The 17049-nt window shown below is 58.7% G+C and carries 16 protein-coding genes; 3 read left to right on the forward strand and 13 right to left on the reverse strand.

Features of this window, described 5'->3' with window-relative positions; translation table 11 throughout:
• From ACI3KQ_RS10710 to ACI3KQ_RS10720, 3 genes are all read right to left on the reverse strand, one after another.
• Positions 1-184 (reverse strand): proton-translocating transhydrogenase family protein (locus ACI3KQ_RS10710; RefSeq protein WP_404957435.1); only part of this gene is annotated, 184 nt, incomplete at its 3' end.
• A gap of 16 nt (positions 185-200) precedes the next feature.
• Complete coding sequence (locus tag ACI3KQ_RS10715; protein WP_404957680.1) at positions 201-1343, reverse strand: NAD(P) transhydrogenase subunit alpha; 1143 nt, start codon at positions 1341-1343, stop codon at positions 201-203.
• A 262-nt stretch (positions 1344-1605) separates the two neighbouring features.
• Entirely contained in the window at positions 1606-2424 is an 819-nt protein-coding gene (locus ACI3KQ_RS10720; RefSeq protein ID WP_404957437.1) for an SDR family NAD(P)-dependent oxidoreductase, read from the reverse strand.
• A gap of 523 nt (positions 2425-2947) precedes the next feature.
• On the opposite strand from ACI3KQ_RS10720, the gene ACI3KQ_RS10725 reads away from it, so the two are divergent.
• Entirely contained in the window at positions 2948-3499 is a 552-nt protein-coding gene (locus ACI3KQ_RS10725) for a VOC family protein (RefSeq protein ID WP_404957438.1), read from the forward strand.
• Positions 3500-3740: 241 nt separating this feature from the next.
• Here the strand turns inward: ACI3KQ_RS10725 and ACI3KQ_RS10730 are convergent, their stop codons facing one another.
• Together ACI3KQ_RS10730 and ACI3KQ_RS10735 are read right to left on the reverse strand one after the other, a co-directional pair.
• A complete protein-coding gene (locus ACI3KQ_RS10730) occupies positions 3741-4535 on the reverse strand; it encodes an SDR family oxidoreductase (RefSeq protein ID WP_404957439.1) in 795 nt (264 codons plus the stop codon).
• 119 nt (positions 4536-4654) lie between these two features.
• The gene (locus tag ACI3KQ_RS10735) at positions 4655-7036 is read right to left on the reverse strand and encodes a TonB-dependent receptor (RefSeq protein WP_404957441.1); all 2382 of its coding nucleotides are present in this window, start codon (positions 7034-7036) and stop codon (positions 4655-4657) included.
• A gap of 399 nt (positions 7037-7435) precedes the next feature.
• On the opposite strand from ACI3KQ_RS10735, the gene ACI3KQ_RS10740 reads away from it, so the two are divergent.
• Complete coding sequence (locus tag ACI3KQ_RS10740; RefSeq protein ID WP_404957443.1) at positions 7436-7750, forward strand: NIPSNAP family protein; 315 nt, start codon at positions 7436-7438, stop codon at positions 7748-7750.
• Between the two features lie 125 nt (positions 7751-7875).
• On the opposite strand, the gene ACI3KQ_RS10745 is transcribed toward ACI3KQ_RS10740, so the two are convergent.
• The 8 genes from ACI3KQ_RS10745 to ACI3KQ_RS10780 form a co-directional block, all read right to left on the reverse strand.
• Positions 7876-8811 (reverse strand): aldo/keto reductase, encoded by a 936-nt coding sequence (locus tag ACI3KQ_RS10745; protein WP_404957444.1) that lies wholly within the window; start codon positions 8809-8811, stop codon positions 7876-7878.
• A gap of 8 nt (positions 8812-8819) precedes the next feature.
• Positions 8820-9386 carry a VOC family protein gene (locus tag ACI3KQ_RS10750; protein WP_404957445.1) on the reverse strand — a complete coding sequence of 189 codons (567 nt, stop codon included), beginning with the start codon at positions 9384-9386 and terminating at the stop codon, positions 8820-8822.
• 145 nt (positions 9387-9531) lie between these two features.
• Positions 9532-10860, reverse strand: a complete 1329-nt coding sequence (locus tag ACI3KQ_RS10755) for an aromatic ring-hydroxylating dioxygenase subunit alpha (protein ID WP_404957447.1) — start codon at positions 10858-10860, stop codon at positions 9532-9534.
• A gap of 222 nt (positions 10861-11082) precedes the next feature.
• The gene (locus ACI3KQ_RS10760; protein ID WP_404957448.1) at positions 11083-11694 is read right to left on the reverse strand and encodes a CoxG family protein; all 612 of its coding nucleotides are present in this window, start codon (positions 11692-11694) and stop codon (positions 11083-11085) included.
• Between the two features lie 13 nt (positions 11695-11707).
• On the reverse strand, positions 11708-13330 hold the full coding sequence (locus ACI3KQ_RS10765; RefSeq protein WP_404957449.1) for an FAD-dependent oxidoreductase: 1623 nt from the start codon (positions 13328-13330) through the stop codon (positions 11708-11710).
• 61 nt (positions 13331-13391) lie between these two features.
• The gene (locus ACI3KQ_RS10770; RefSeq protein WP_404957450.1) at positions 13392-14987 is read right to left on the reverse strand and encodes a GMC family oxidoreductase; all 1596 of its coding nucleotides are present in this window, start codon (positions 14985-14987) and stop codon (positions 13392-13394) included.
• Positions 14988-15218: 231 nt separating this feature from the next.
• Positions 15219-15545 (reverse strand): Rieske (2Fe-2S) protein, encoded by a 327-nt coding sequence (locus tag ACI3KQ_RS10775; RefSeq protein WP_404957451.1) that lies wholly within the window; start codon positions 15543-15545, stop codon positions 15219-15221.
• Entirely contained in the window at positions 15542-15775 is a 234-nt protein-coding gene (locus ACI3KQ_RS10780) for a hypothetical protein (protein WP_404957452.1), read from the reverse strand. Before ACI3KQ_RS10780 ends, ACI3KQ_RS10775 begins: the two co-directional genes overlap by 4 nt.
• Before the next feature lie 209 nt (positions 15776-15984).
• Between ACI3KQ_RS10780 and ACI3KQ_RS10785 the strand changes: the two genes are divergently transcribed.
• Positions 15985-16818 carry a TetR/AcrR family transcriptional regulator gene (locus tag ACI3KQ_RS10785; protein WP_404957453.1) on the forward strand — a complete coding sequence of 278 codons (834 nt, stop codon included), beginning with the start codon at positions 15985-15987 and terminating at the stop codon, positions 16816-16818.
• Positions 16819-17049: the final 231 nt, after the last annotated feature.

Below are 17049 nucleotides of genomic sequence, written 5' to 3' on the forward strand. Positions count from 1 at the left end.
CAAGCGGCGTCGCCCCTTCCTCACCCGTGATCGTGATCGCCCCCACAATCACCACCGCCGCAATCGCATTGGTCAGCGACATCAACGGCGAATGAAGCAGCGGCGATACCTTCTTGATCAACTGAAAACCCAAAAAGGCCGCCAGTATGAAAACAAACAGATAGTCTGCGTTAAATGCGTTCACTGTCTCATCCCCTGCTTCAGGCCGCTGCCGCCTGAACAAACCGGGGATGCACGATCGCGCCGCCCCGCGTTAACGTCACCGCCTCGATCAGCACATCGTCGGCGACCATCGCCAACGTCTTTCCTGCTTTGTCCCAATAAGCTTCGATGAAATTATAGCAGTTGCGCGCGAACAGGTTTGACGCGTCAACCGCCAGCCGGGATGCGCCATCGACCAGCCCGATGATCTTCACCCCATGGCGTTCTACCATCTTCCCCGCCATTGTCCCTTCGACATTACCGCCCGATTCCGCCGCCAGGTCGACAATCACGCTGCCAGGCTTCATGCTCGCTATCTGCGCGTCACTGATCAGGCGTGGCGCAGGTCGGCCGGGGATCAGCGCCGTGGTGACGACAATATCCTGCACCGCGATGTGGCTACTGACCAAGGCTGCCTGGCGCTGGCGATAGGCTTCAGTCATTTCTCCCGCATAGCCGCCGGCGGCTGCCGTCAACTGGTCCCCTTCGCGGATATCCTCGAACACAGGCTTTGCGCCCAGCGACATGATCTGTTCTCGCGTTTCGGGCCTGACATCCGTCGCAGACACCACCGCGCCCAACCTCCGGGCGGTCGCGATAGCCTGCAGCCCAGCGACGCCCACGCCCATGACGAAAGCCTTGGCCGCGACGATCGACCCGGCGGCGGTGGTCATCATGGGGAGGCAGCGATTAAGTTCGGTCGTGGCGCGCGCGACTGCGTGATAACCGGCCAGATTGGCCTGGCTGGACAATATATCCATCGCCTGCGCCCGCGTCGTGCGAGGCAGCAGTTCAAGCGCCATCGCTTCCACCCCCAGGCTGGCATAGGCAGCCATCCGCGCAGGGTCTGCATAGGGCGCAAGTCCCCCGATCAGCTTGGTTCCGGGCCGCACGCCCGCAAGGTCGGCGGCAGCCGGGGGGCGGATCGTGACGATCGCATCAGCCCGTCTCAGTGCTTCCTGGCGGGAGACAATGGCCGCCCCTTGTGCCGCATAGGCTTCGTCCGAAAACCCCGCGGCAATCCCAGCGCCGCTTTCGACCAGTGTGGACAATCCCAGCTTCGCGTAACGGGCGACGGCCGACGGCGTCAACGCAACGCGATGATCACCTGCTTCCAGGTTAACCAGGACGGAAATCTGCACCATTGATCCTCTCCGTGTCCGCCGGATTCCATGTTGCCGGCTAATGTCGGAAGAAACCTCCCGGCATGACCATCCCGCATTTCAGGCGGGCATGGCGATGTCGTATACCTGCATACTATGTGACATATGTCAATTATGCGATTGAGAATGTCATTCTCGCTGCCCGGTGCTTATGGCCTCACGTCAACAGTCGCGACTTGTAGAACCCAATGCGCAAAGGATAGGTGGGCGCAACCTGAACAGCTGCGCCCGCTGGAAACTTTCAAAGTGAAATACCACCATCGACGCAGGTGATCTGGCCGGTGACATAGGACGCCTGTTCCGATGAAAGATAGAGTACCATGCTGGCCAATTCCTCTCCCCGGCCTGGCCGATTGCCCAGGCGGATGCGACTGGTCATCCACTCAAGCGCCTCCGCACCAGCGTCGCCGCCGGTCATCGCGCGGCCCGGATCATCCAGTTCAGCTTCGGCCTTGTCGATCGCACCCATGCCGAAATTAAACCAGCCCAGACGGACGACATTGGCACGCACGCCATAGACCGCCTCTTCCGCAGCAAGATAGAGCGCCATGCTTTCAAGGCCCGCCTTCGGTACTGCGGACTGGCCATCGCGATCGAAACGACGCGCGTTGCCGAAACTGGTGCAGACAGTGATGACGCCCTTATTAGCGCGCATCTGTTCCTTCGTCGCGCTGATCACATTGAAGAATCCGAACAACTCGGTCTTGACCAGGAACTCCATGAAGCTGGGCTTTACGTCGGCCAACTGGAGCGTATTGTCCCACATCGGGCCCGATGCGTAGATCACGGTGTGGATATGGCCGTAACGCTCCACGACCTCGGCTATGCATCCTTCAACGGCTTTCAGGTCCGTAATATCCAGTTTGTTTGCTGATGCCCTCACCCCGTCGGACGCCAGTTCTTCCACCAGGGCGTTGGCCTTACGTTCGTTGCTGTTATAGGTGAACGCAATATTGGCTCCGGTCTTCGCAAAGGCGCGGACGATGGCTGATCCCGCACCGCCCGTACCGCCGATAACGAACACGGCGCCTTCGGGCCGTACTGTCAGATTATAGGTCATTTCCAACTTCTCTCCATAAGCGCGAGCCGGAATCGCTCTGTTTTATGCTCTGTGACGAACCATCGTCCCTCGCCACCGGGCAGGGCAGTGACACCTGAGACGGCGGCAGCCTCGTCAATCACCCATATCACTGACATTTGTCGCTTAGTAAGTCAATGTACAATAGGCATGGCCAGCGCCCTCTTTCTAACCTGGAGTCAGACAGAGGACGCGGACCATTATCGGTTTGACGACGAACGTCACTTTATATAACAGACTAATGTCGTTTAATGAACAAGCGGCGACGGGGTAGTGGCGAAATGCCCACCGAGGACCGAGGATGAATGACCGTTAGACAGGCGCAGGAAGCCCCGCGTGGCAAAGGCCGTGACGATGGCAACGCGTGGTTTCACCCCACGCTCGCGCGCATACGCAAAACATTCACGCCTCACCCTCTCGGTCGGCGCCATCACGTCCAGCGGCGCAGGCATTCATTCACGTTCGCGTCATCCAACCGATAAATATCGATCGAGGAAGTAGTCACATGAGCGATTTCATTTTCACCCCTGCCCTTGCGATCACGCAGATCGCCTTCGTGGTTCCTGACGCCATTGAAGCAGCCCGCGCCCACTCACGTCGCTATGGCTCCGGCCCCTTCTGGGCGGTTGAACATTATCCGCTCCACGTCCATCGCTACCGCGGTAAAGATAGCGTCATCGACGTCACGTCCGTCTATGGACAGTGGGGCAATATCACGGCGGAATTCGTGCAACAGCATGATGACCAGCCGTCGGCCTATCGCGATCTGGTGAAGCAGGGAGAATCGCGCATCCACCATTTCGCCATGTTCGTCGATGACCTCGACAAACGCATCGCTCAATATGAAGCGGAAGGTTGCGAGGCGGCTCTCTACGGGGAAACCTTCCCTAGCGGATTGGGCCGCTACGCCATCATGGACACGTCAAAGCAGCTTGGCGTGATGACGGAGCTTTATGAAGAAGAAGGTACGCGCCCCTTCTACGCACATCTAAAGCAGTCGGCCGAAGGCTTTGACGGAACAGATCCGATCCGCCGGATGCAATTCACAGACATTTGACGCGCGTTGCGGTGCAGGCAGAAAGTCAGTCTGTGCCATGACTAACCCGCCACCCTGGTGCACAATGCACCGGGGTGGCGTTCATATGTCACGGACAAACTGATCGGGGATCTCGGACCGCATCTACAAATGTCATGGAAATCGGCCTGCCCGCGCAGCCCTATCATGATGCTTCAAAGTACCGCTAAACAGCAAAAGGGAGGCGGGCGAAGCCAGCCTCCCCATCCCCAATGTCGCCAGCTCAGCTGCTCAGATGAGCCGTGGCCCGTGCAGCCACTTCGCCCAGTTCCGATAAAATCGGGTTACGGCGCAAAGTCAGCCCGCCATTCACCTGCAGGTTCTGCCCGGTCATGAAGCATTCGTCTGACGCCAGCCACACCACGGCCGCCGCAATATCTTCCCGGGTCCCAAGTCTTCCAAGTGGATATTCCTTGGCAAAGGCGTCCACCAACTCCTTGAAACTGAAAGTATCTCCTGCCATAGGCGTTTCTGTCAGGCCTGGCGATATCGAATTCGCCCTGATGCCTCGCGATCCATATTCGTTGGCTACGGTGCGGATCACATGGTCTATGCCCGCCTTGGTGCCCATATAGGCCGCGTGATTTTCCAGCATGATGGTCGCCGTGGCGGAGGATATCTGGATAATCGACCCGCCCTGCCCCATCACGCGCAGCATCGCCTGGATGAAAAAGAATGGCCCCTTGAACTGGATCGCCAGTATCTTGTCGAGATCGGCCTCGCTGGTTTCATGGGTCGGCTTCATCAGGCCCCATCCAGTGGCGTTGACCGCGACGTCCAGCTTGCCGTAGGTCTTGACGGCAAAATCCACGGCGGCGTCGACCTGCGCCTTGTCCGTGATGTCCATCTGAATGTAACTGCCGCCGATCTGATCAGCGATGGCGCGCAGTGGCTGTTCATGTCGGCCGGTAACGACGACCCTGCACCCTTCCTTCGCCAGCCGCTCAGCAATCTTCTGGCCCATATTGTCAGCTCCCGCCGCCCCGGCGACCAGCGCAACCTTTCCTTCGAGCCTCATCTGAAAATCTCCTGCATTTCAATTTGGTGCCGACTTTTGGCAAAATTCCATGTTGGATTCGGGTGGCTGGGCCATTTTACGGGACCAATCCCGCCACCCGAAAACTGTTGGATCCCAGATCAGAAGCGCGCGGTCAGCGACGCCCCCCACTGCCGGCCTGGCGATGGATTGGCGAATTCGATGAATGTGCCAACCGCCTCGCCGGATGTATATCCGTCATATGTCGTGTTGTTGGTAACATTCTTCACAAATGCCGCCAGTTCTACAGTGGTGTTACCGGCAACGGGCAGTTCATATCGGGCGCCCAGATCGATCTTCGTAACCGCTGGGATGGCGCCGCGAGGATCGTTGAGCACATCCGTTTCATATCGACCGGTATGAAAGATCGCCGCGTTCACCCCAGCGGTGCCGGGACCAGCAGCAAAGCTGTAGTCCGAGATCGCACCCGCGGTCCATTTCGGGACGCGCCGCAACCGCAGGCTGCTCAGGTCAGCGATCCCCTGCCCCAGATTTCCGACAAAGTCCTTGTACTTGGCGTCCAGATATCCCGCCGATCCTGTGATCGTCCATCCGCGCATGGGCGCGACAGCCAACTCCACCTCAAAGCCCTTATACTGGGCCTTGGCAACGTTCAGCGTTGAAGTCACATTGGTGGTTCCCACAACCTGGAGCACATTTTCCTGCTTGTCATCCAGCGTATTATGGAAAGCCGACAGGTTCAAACGGACGCGATTGTTCAGGAACTCGGTCTTCAGACCGACTTCATAGGCCTCCATCGTCTCCGGCTGATAGGCTTGAACGGCGGTGACCAGATTGCCGGGACGCCCATTAAAGCCGCCGGTGTTATAGCCCTTGCTATACTGCGCATAGGCAAGGATGTCCGGGGTGAACTTATACTGCAGATTGACCTTGGGGGTAAACTTCTTGAACTTCGCCCGTCCCGTCACCTGACCAACCAGCGGGCCCACGACGTCATTGTCACGAACCGTTGAGAATACTGGTGCCCACAGGCTGTAATCGGTGGTCTTCTTGTCCCATGTCTGCCGCCCGCCAACGGTCAGCCGCAGCCGATCGGTAATGTCGTAATCAGCTTGGAAAAACAGAGCGAATGTCTTGTTCGTCTGGTGGGTGCGGTAGCGGTTCAACGAATTGAGAAACGCCACGCCCGGCGGTGTCGAAAATGTCGGCAAACCGTTGGTCAGGATGACATTTCCGTTTGCGTCGGTGTCGGGCAGGACTGCCATGTCCAGTGATGGATTTTGGCGTTCGATATAGGAATAGTTCATGTAGAACGCACCGGCAACAATATTGAACGGGCCGGAGAACGATGTCGCAAAGCGCGCTTCCTGAGAAAATTGCTTGGCATCGACGGACGCCTTGTCGCGGAACAGGGCGAAACGCGTGGCGTCAAAGTCGCTGGTCTGCCGTTCATGGAATTCACGATATCCGGTCAGGGACGTGAATTGTACTTCATCGGTCAGATCATAGGATATTTCGCCAGTCCCAGCGGTAAGACGCAGAGAGGCGGGCAACTGCGTAGTCTCAACTTCATTTCTTCCCTTGTCCAACTCGCTCAGAGGACGACAGATGCTCTGGGTCGCCGGATTAATGCAGGTGGAATTGAATCCGCCCAGATAGCCCGGTATCGGATAAGCGATAAAGTCAGGGACAGCCGTCGGCACATAAGGCGGGATGACGCTGTCATTTTCCAACCGATCGAAAGATACATAGATATTCAGCCTGTCGGTAGGCGTCGCGACTGCCGCTAGGGTATATTGACGGATATCACGGTCACCTTCTCGTCCGCCGGTCACGATGTTGCGGAACTGACCATTATCCTTGCGAACCGAAACCGCTGCCTTGACTGCCAGGACATCCTTCACGACCGGGGCCATAATATAGCCTTCATAGTCGTTCTGGCCGAAACTGCCGATCGTGAAGCGGACCTTGCCCGTCGTATCTGCGGATGGATCCGGGCGCTGGCGCACAACGTTGATTGAGCCACCGGTGGTGTTCTTCCCGTTGAGAACACCCTGTGGGCCGCGCAGCACTTCGACCCGCTGGACGTCAAATGCGTCGATCAAGGAACCACGCTGAAACGCGATCGGAATCCCGTCCAGCGTGATGCCGATGCCGGGTTCGACGCTAGGCAGGACGTCCTGGATGGAGATGCCGCGAAGACTGATCTGTGGCACATCGACGGCCGCGCCAGACCGTGTGACGGTCATGCCGGGGACGAGGCCGCGCAGGCCGGTAAGTCCATCGACACGCGCCTTTTGCAGGGTGTCATTGCTGAATGCCGAAACAGATACCGGCACGCTTTGCAGCGGCTCTGCACGCTTCTGGGCGGTCACGATGATCTCTGCAAGGCCCTGCCCTGCCTGCGCCTGGTTGGGCGCGGAGTCGACGTCCGCCTGCTGCGCTTCCTGCGCCCAGGACATCTGAGCGCCTACCAATGCAGTTGCGATCGCGATCGCAGACGAAAATGCCAACCTATTCATGATATCCTCCCCATCCAACGCAGAATTGGCCTTAAAATGGCAACTGTCGCTTTTTAACGCGACTTCTCACTATACAAGTGTGCTAGCTAACTTCATTGCCATCGTCGGTCAATAGCAATCCGCTGCGAGAGCGCCTTCAAACTTACATATAACTGACATTTGACTGATATCTTGAGGACGAAAAACGACACTGTGCGTGCGGAACTCCTCGGCATCCCGCGTAACAGCGGCAATTTCGACTCAGCATGACTGCCGCCGGTGCAATCTCCATCCGCTTCCATGCAAGCTCCACGCGCTGGAGCTACACGCTTGCATAACAGACGTGAGTCATTTATCTTCCCGCTCAGACAGCGATGAATCGTTGGTATATTCCGATAATCTTAGATGTGGGCGGATCAAATGAGCGTTTATCTTCAGGCAACCTTGGAACTCGACTATGAAACCCTTCCTGTCTTTCTGAACATTGTGCCTGATATGAAACGGATAGCCGAAGGCGCCGGATGGGAAATGATCGCCGGGCTGGTGACAAAGATCGGACGAGCCAACACTGTTATCCATCTGTGGAAATTGCCGGACATGAATGCTTTTGACATCGGCATCCAGGCGATGGGCGCTGCGCCCGAAGCCGGCAAAATCTATCAGGAACTCTGCAAGAGCGGCGCGAAGGAAACGCTGATTTTCGCTGATGCAGCTCCCTATAGCCCGTTATCCTGACGTAAGAGCCGGACAGAAGCGCTCACTGAAATGAATCAAAAATCGGCGGGAAGCGTGGTTCTTCCCGCCGATTTTCAAAGCCCATGCCCGCGCGAACGCGGTGGGCCTTCAGTTGAAGGTCGTTATTACAGCTGGTCTAGCTCCGACAACAGATTCCGCGGCAATATTGTCATGCACGCCTCGGCATTAGCGCGAACCTGTTCGGCCTTTGTCGCACCAGCGATCACCGATGACACGAACGGCTGTGCGACAAGCCATCCCAGCGCAAGCTTGACCATCGGAATGCCCGATTTGTCAGAGATATCCGCCAACCGACCCACTTTTTCAAACCGTTCCGGCGTCAGGAATTTTTCGAAAAATGGAATCTGCTTGAGTGTTTCCAGACGCCCAGCGCTATCGTCGCCACCAAGATATTTGCCCGTAAGCAGGCCATTCGCCAGCGGAAAATAGGGCAGGAATCCGACGTCATTCTTGACCATCAACGGCGCTAGCTCATTTTCGACTTCACGCGCGAGCAGGCTATATTCCGACTGGCAGGAGACAAAGGCCGCACGATGCCGGGTCCCAGCCCCTTCCAGTGCTTCCGCCAATTGCGCGGCGCTATGGTTGGCACAGCCGACATAGCGCACCTTGCCCTCCTGGATCAGTTCGTCGAAAGCGCCCAGCGTCTCCGCGATCGGCACCTTCGGATCGGGATAGTGGAGCTGATAGAGATCCACATAATCCGTGCCGAGGTTGGTGAGGCTCTCTTCCAAAGCCTGGCGCACATAGGCCGGAGCAGCGCCCTGGTTCTCGTCGCTGTCACCCACCTTGTCGCCAACCTTCGTGGCGATAATGACGCCGTCGCGCCGCCCGCGCACCCCTTCGCCAAGAATCCGTTCCGACTCCCCCGGCGGGAAGCCGTAATTGTTGGCCGTGTCGAAGAAGTTGATACCCGCGTCGAGCGCAGCGCCAATCACCTCCAGCGACTTTTCCTTATCCAGGAACCAGCCGAAATTGTTGCAGCCCAGACCTGCGACGGAGACCTTGAGGTCCGATTTCCCCAAATTACGCGTTTGCATGCTGAAAATTACCCCTCAGGCTGTCCATAGATGTAGCGGATGGGGTCCGACCTATCCCAACCTTCCGAAGCTTCACGCACCATCTTGTAGAAGTCTCTGACAACAGCTTCTTCGTAGAATTCGGTGAGCATCCCAAATTCCTTGCGCGTGTCCATCATCGCATAAGGGCTTGGCTTGGTATCGCCCAGAGGTGACACGACAGAATACAGGATATTGTCGAAACCTTTGCTTTCATAATCCTTGATCGACGCATGGATGTCATCGACGAACACCGTCATATGATGCAGGCCCGGACCGCCGGTGGGGTAGAGTTCTGTATAGGCCGACGGCGTGTCGCAATGCTGCTCCACCAATTCGACCATCACGTCACCCCACTGGCCGACGACACCTGTCGTATCCAGGTCGATTTCCTTGCCACGATAGGTTTGCAGGTCATGCGGAAGATGCGCCAGCACGAAGAATGGGCCGGACCCGAAACGGGCCATGTGCCGGTGCGCCCATTCGATCGCATCCGGCACGACGAAGGCGATCTGCCGGACCTTTTTGAGTTGGCCCGAAACTGGGTCCAGGAACATTGAGCCTCTCCTTGTCGCCAAATGGCCATCAGCATTTCCGCCCGTTGCCCATGGAAAGGGCGCGCGTCCTGCGTTTCAGCGGATGCCGACCGAAATTTTTTACGTCCTTAGATGCCAGCGGGCGCGGACGCCCGCTGGCCATTCATCATTCGGCGGCGATCGATATTTCGTCCTCGGCGATCAGCTGGTCGATGCGGTCATGATAATGAGCGATCCGCTTTTCCTGTCCGGCCAGTTCCGCGCCGTTCCAACCGCGCGAATGCATGCCGCGCTGCTGCGCCTCCATGATGCCCGCGTCGCCGTCCAGCGTAATGCCCAGGCTTCCTTCGCCAAAGTTGCGCCATTCGCGCTCGACCGGAGCGCGCACCGTGTCGCTGACCCCGCCAGCCGATGTCAGCATCTTCGTGAAGAAGTCTTCCGATCCGGTCGCATAGAACCAGGTGTCGAACGTGCATTTTTCAGGATCGGTCGGATGCGGAAGTGCCCGCAGGAACAGCATCCCGTCTGAAAAACAGGTCAGCGTCAGGTTGGGGAAGATCGAATAGAGGAAGGTGTCGGTCAGCTGCGCGTCTTCCATCCGGTCATAATGACCATGGCCGCGATCCACGCCCAGCTTACGCTTCTGCGTGATGATCGCCTCGCGTATCGCCAGCGGCTTGTCGCTGAAAGCTGCCGGATCCAGTTCCCAGGTCTTGAGATCCTGGATCAGGTAATCGTCAATCGCGAGCTTCCCGTCGGGCAAGTAGCGCGACGGCTGGCTGCCCGGCGTCACAAGACGCGCATGCCCGTTTTTCAACGTTTCGATGATGGCAGTCACATAATAGGGCTCATTGACATACAGGCCCTCCGGGTGTGCCGTCGGGATGTGGTAGGTTTCCCGGAAATTGTCCTGAATAATCTTCCAGTTACAGGGCATCCGCACCGAAATAGCCTGAGTGCTGTGCATCAGTTCGAACGGATAGCGGGCGAGCGGTTCATAAAGCTCGCCCAGATATTCGTTGAGCGGCATGGGATTGGCGTCCATGTTCACCCAGACGAAGCTTGCGAAGATTTCGCTGTTGATCTCCGCCAGCTTTTTGCGTCCGCAAGGAGAGCCAGCCGCGAAATCCTCTGGATCCTGCGCGCTGATGCACTCACCTTCCAGCGACCATTTCCAGCTGTGATAAGCGCAGGTGAAGGACGGCATCGAACCTTCCGCCACTGACACCAGTTTGTTCCCGCGGTGCTGGCACACATTGTAAAATGCCTTGATCCCGCCATCCTCCTGGCGAACCACCAGGATCGACTCCGCACCGACTTCCTCCACCAGGAAATCACCGGGTTCGGGAATCTGATCTTCCCGGCAGATTACCAGCCAACTCTTCGTCCAGACCGATTCCCACTCACGTGAGGCAAAATCACGGTCAAAATATCGCCAGCCCTGAAGTTTCGAAGAACGTCCGGCACCTGCCTTTTCGGCCAGATTCTCTTTCATGTCCCGTCTCCTGTCGGTTCAATCCGGCCTGCGGCACCGCCCAGCCGGTCTATCCAAAAACCATCCCGCCAATCCCCGAAATGTGTGCGCCAAGGATGGCGCACTAAGGGCGGCAATATTTTCAACGATCATGCATAACAGACAATTGTCCGTCAATAGCAGAGCTTCGTCATTTGGTCACGCCCTGCCGCTCCGCAACACGGGCAAACGGCAGAATAAGCCTTATCTCGATCCCGGATCGTCCACCGACTGGGCGATCTTCATCGCCAGATCTTCGGCCACCGGCTTCAACATCGGCCCAAGCAGCAAGTTGAGCACCGGACCGGTCGCTCCGCCCGCCTGGACGTTCAGGCGGAAGGTGATCTGCGTATTTCGACTTTCCGCGCTGACCACAGGTCTCGCCGCCGTTTGCACATCAACGCTATTGGTGACACGCCGCAACAGCCAGCGGGACAGCCGGTCCCACAATCTACTCATCCAGCTTCCAGCCGGTTTGGGTGCCGGGGCGGGTTCCGGCGACACCGCATCCGCCGCCCCGCCGCCCAGATCGGTCGCCAGAAACTCACCCGATCCAGTGACCGGCTCCTGAATACCCCGCATCACGAAGGTCACACGGCTTGGTTCTTTCCATTCGGTGACCTGCACCTTGAACTCCGCCGTTCGCGTCAGGCCGCCCAGCTCGCCCTTCACGACCCAGATGGATTCGTCACGGTTGATCTTCTCATGCCGTTGGTAACCCGTGAGGAAGGGCGCCCAATTGTCCATGTCCTCGACAAAGTTCCAGACCTGCGGCAGCGAGGCGGCGACCGTGGTAGTATGTTCGACTTCGGGCAATATCGCCTCCTTTTCAGAACCTGTTGACGCTCGATGCCGCCTCGCGTCCGGCGATATGGCCAAAGACGAGGCCGGGTCCTATCGTCGCCCCAGCGCCCGGATAGGCCATGCCGGTGAAGCCGCCAGACACGTTGCCCGCGGCATAGAGGCCAGGAATGCGGCCGCCCCGCACATTCACCACTTCGGCCTTGGCGTTAATCTTCGGCCCACCTTTCGTGCCCAGAACGCCCGAATAAACGCGGCAGGCATAATAGGGCGCTTGACCGATCGGCCCCAACGACCGGAGCGCGCCATCGCGCGACGGATCGCCATAATGACGGTCATAGACGCTCCTGCCACGATGGAAGTCAGGATCCTCGCCCCGTGCCACATTGTCATTGAAGCGCGCGATCGTGGTTTCCAGCCCGTCGGGATCGACCCCGATCTTTTGCGCCAGTTCACGAATCGTCGGCGCGGATTCAAGCCAGGCCGGGACCGGATCACCCGGATATCGGGTTCCGAACGGATATTTCTCCAGGAACGACGCGTCGATGATGATCCATGCCGGCAGGTTCGGATAGTCGAAAGCGACAGGATCGAAGTTACGGAAGGAGCGGCCAACGTCATTATAATTGTGCGCTTCGTTGACGAAACGCTTTCCGGCGCGGTTGACCATGATCGAACCGGGAGCCGCCCTCTCGCCCACGACCATGCGGTTGAGCTGCTGCCCTTCATATTCGTCGCCAGGGATGCGGATCATCGGCATCCACCAGGCTTCGTGGGCATTGGCCATGCTGGCTTGCGCCTCGGCCGCCATGATGAGGCCATCGCCCTCATTATAGGGCGGGCTGAGCGGGCCTTCGATGGGGCCGCCCATCAGGTCGGTCGCCATGTCCTTGTTCCATTCAAAGCCGCCGCTCGCCAGGATGACAGCGCGCCGCGCGCCGATCCTGACCATGCGACCGTCCTGTTCCACCTCGATGCCGACGATCGCCCCGTCCTCGATCACCAGGCGGCGGCCCCGCGCGTTGCGGCGGAACTCCACGCCCTTGTCGACCGCGCCCTTGATCAGGCCCGCCATCAGCGCCATGCCGGTGCCGACCATGCCCTTGGCCAGCCGGTCGCCGATGACCACCGGGTCCAGCATATTAGTGCCGTCGTCGATGTCGGTCATCGCCACGGGCAGCGGGAAGCAGGGAGCGGACCGCAGATAGGGGCGCAATTCGCCCAACTCCCCGCCGGGGAACAGGCCGGGGCTGACCGAGCGGCCAAAGGTGCCACCGGGATGTTCGGGATGATAGTCTGGCGTCTTGAGCGCGCGGAACTTCAGCTGTGTCTCATCCTCGATGAAGCGGAGCACCTGGGGGCTTTCATCGACATAGGTTTCCGCCAGTTCGATGTCCATTTTCCCCAGCGACAGGCTGCGCAGATAGGTGAGCGCCTGTTCGCGCGAGTCGGTCGTTCCCACCTCATGCATGTGGTGATTGTTCGGTATCCACGGCACGCCGCCCGAAACGGCGCTGGTGCCGCCCAGCTTGTCGCTGCGCTCCAGCACCAGCGTCTTTACGCCACGATGCTGCGCCGCAATGGCCGCCGACACGCCCGCCGCGCCCGACCCCATGACAACTACGTCGAAAACCTCGTCCCAAACCGACATCACGTCTCTCCAATCATTCGCGGTTCCGCGCCGCATCTATTCCTGGTTGCCCATGCGCCCGTCACGTATGACTGCGCCCCCTGATCAGGTCCGCCGCCTTTTCGCCGATCATGATCGCGGGCATGTTCGTGTTGCCGCCGACCAGGGTCGGCATCACCGACGTATCGGCGACACGCAGCCCTGCAATGCCCCGCACGCGCAGCCGGGTGTCAACGACGCTGTCGTCGTCCGATCCCATCGCGCAGGTGCCGGCGGTGTGATAGTCTGCATTCGCATTAGCGCGGATGAAGGCGTCGATCTGGCCATCGGACTGGCAGGAAGAACCCGGCATCAGTTCGTCGCCACGATAGGGATCAAACGCCGCCTGGCCGAAAATATCCCGGCACACGCGAATGCCGTTGCGGAAATCAACCATGTCGCGCGGATCGCTCAAATAGCGATGATCCACGACTGGAGCGGCCAGCGGGTCGGGAGACGCGAGCGTTATCTGACCACGGCTGTGCGGCCGGACGACGCAGACATGCGCCATGAAGCCGTGGCGCGGCATCAGGCCCGTCATCTGATCGTTCATGAGCGCCAGCACAAGCGACAGCTTCACGTCCGCTTCCGGTACGTCGGGCCGTGATCGTACATAGGCGACCGCCTCCATGCCCGTGCTGGCCAAAGGCCCCTTACGGAACGCCAGATATTGCGCCAGGGCCGTCGCCCCTTTTAGCGGGCTGACATATTGATAATGCGACACCGGCTGCGTTACCGCCTGTTTCACATAGACAGAAAGATGGTCCTGAAGGTTTCTGCCGACTCCGGGCAGGTCCAGCACGGGATCTATGCCGATCTGCGATAGCGCCGAAGCGCCGCCAATGCCTGACAGCATCAGAAGTTGGGGCGAATTGATGCCGCCCCCGCACAGGATCACTTCGCCTTGCACGCGAAGATCCACGTCCTGCCCCTTCTCCCGTATGCGCACGCCGGTCGCGCGGCCATTTTCAACCAGAATTTTGAGCACCTGCGCGCCCAGGCGCACGTCCAGATTGGGGCGGGACCGGACCGGCTTGATATAGGCCGTTGCCGCGCTCCACCGTCGCCCCCCGCTGACGAACATATCGACAGGCCCGGCACCCTCACGGGTGGCGCCGTTGGTGTCGTCATTATAGGGGTAGCCAGCCTGTTCGCAGGCCTTCAGAAACGCCTTCGCGAGCGGATTATGGACGCCGGGGCGGCTGATCCTGACCGGTCCCGAATGGCCATGCCACTGCTCATCGCCGCCGGGCTCATAGCTTTCGGCCCGCTTGAAATAGGGGAGCAGGTCAGCATAGGACCAGCCCGCATTGCCCAGTGCCGCCCACCGGTCATAGTCGCTGGGGGTGCCCCGATCATAGATCATGCCGTTGATGGAACTGCCACCACCCAGAACCTTGCCGCGGGGCAGGAAAAGGACGCGGTCGTTCAACTCTTCCTGCGGCGCGCTCGTATAGTTCCAGCTATGTTTGCCCGACATGAGCAGCGGCATCAGCCCGCCGGGCGCGTGAATAAACGGATCCCGGTCGCGGCCCCCCGCTTCCAGCAGAATAACCTTGTTGCGCGGGTCCTCTGACATTCGGTTGGCGAGCGCGCAGCCAGCCGCACCCGCGCCGACAATAATAAAGTCGGCGTTCATAGCGCTGATTCCGGCGACAGGCCGGACTTGGTCAAAATCGGGGTCGTCCCGCCGTGCCGGGCCAGCGCGCAGCTGCGGAAATGAGAATGATCCTCCAACGATCCTGCTCCTTCAAGGCCGTATCCCGGCCTTCTATTATACTCATCGGCGCACATCAGCGCCCCGCATTGCTTTTTAAGCAACCATTGTCATATTAGGCAATGGCGTCCACCCGTATGGCGCGTCCTTCACTCAACTTGCCTCCACCGGCACCGCAACCTCAACCTGACCGTCCACAACCCGCGTTTCAAACGTACGAAGCGGCTTGTCAGTCAGCTGTCCTTTGGGATTGCCGGTCCGCAAATCGAACGGCATGCCATGTTCGGGGCATAACACCATGCATCTTCTGATCCGGCCACCCTCCAGCGAAAAGGCCCGGTGCGTGCATTCGTTCTGGACGCAGAAAAATTCTCCGTCCGCATGACATAATAAAAGTTTCAGCCCATTCACCATGATCGCTTTACTGCTGTTGTTTGGCAGGTCCGCGATCGTCGCGACAGGAAAGAAGTCAGCGATCATGCGATGTCCAAGCCCCCGGCAACGAAAAATTCCGCGCCGGTCATATTAGATCCTTCGCCCGGCGTCACGCTCTTGCCCAGCACCCGAACCGCGCTCTCACGCGCTAACCGGCGAGCCATCTCAGCGCCCCTGATGATCGCCATTCCGTCGGCCAATCCACTGCCCAACCGCTCTCTCCTTCTCGCCCCGACCTGCGGTCCCGTTACCGTCGCCACGACAACCTCACGCATCGGACAAATGTCATTTAGTGTGGGTTATAACGCCCGCGCGAAACTGTAAAGACATATCGTCCGCTAGGATACTATTTTATGACAGCGGTCGTATAACTCTCGCCACTTGAAACATGTCCTCGGTGTGATATGACACGACCATGAAACAGGGATTGACGCGGCAAACTGGGAAATCAGAAAAGAAACCGACGACTATCAAACCTCATAGCATGAGAACAGATTTCCAGCCCAACACTCTTCAGGTCCTTCAGAACGAGCTGCTTTCCGAAAGGGAAAAGCTCGGCCAGCGCGCGCCAGGCCGCGCCCGCGTCGATCGGATTATCGAGGCGACCATAGAGTTGCTCAAGGAACATAAGCCCGCTGACATCTCCATCGCGATGATCGCCGACCATGGCAGCATCACGCGAACATCAATCTATTCTCACTTTGCCAGTGTCGACGAAATATTGGGACAGATCGCGATCCGGTTCGTCCAGCAAACTGGCGTTGAAGTGGAAAGCTATGTGCGGCGGCGCAAGCCCGCCAGCCTGGAACAGTTGGTCACGTTGATGATCAAGGGCATCCAGAACTATTTCAACCAGCCCAACCCGGCTAAGCCGGGCGCGCTCGCCAGGCACATTCCTTTCGAATCTCATCATCTGGTGAAGGACTTCGACAAGGTCGCGGCGCTTCCCTATCACACCTTGTGGCATACAGGCTGGGCGGTCGAACCGCTGTCCGAAGAAGATCCTTTTCGAACCCTGGTCATCATCCAGTCCGCCATTTTTGAAGCCAGCACTCAGCGGCATGGCAAGATCACCGATCTCGCGGTCAAGCAGGCAACAGAGGTTGCGCTGGACTTTATCGCACGTGCAGAGGCCCGTTACGGGTCCGCGTCCGAAGCCGCTACGCCGGAAAACAGAATATTGGCGGCGGCCCGAACCCTGGCCGCGCACGAGGATCCCACCCTGATAGAGATGGCGACGGCCCAGATTGAATTGCTGGCGTCCACCGTCACGAAACTATCGGCCAAGCCTGCCGCGAAGCGTCGCAAGAAAGTCTGAAATTACCTCGGCTTAAACCGGTCCAGCACCCGCGTCCTCCCTCGCGGGACCGTTCTGCTAAAACCCAGACATTTGTCTGATTACCGCGTCAGTTCCCTGCCCTCCTGCGCAGATGGATGGACAGCAGGTGCGTCTCCACGTCCGCTTCAGGCTGGTCATCTCCGTTTCTGACATTCGTCGGCAAAGCACCGACCACCGGCTTGGTCCCCCGGCCTATTATCCAACTTTCCA

This window comes from Sphingobium sp. ZW T5_29, from assembly GCF_044987515.1.
GTDB lineage: Bacteria > Pseudomonadota > Alphaproteobacteria > Sphingomonadales > Sphingomonadaceae > Sphingobium.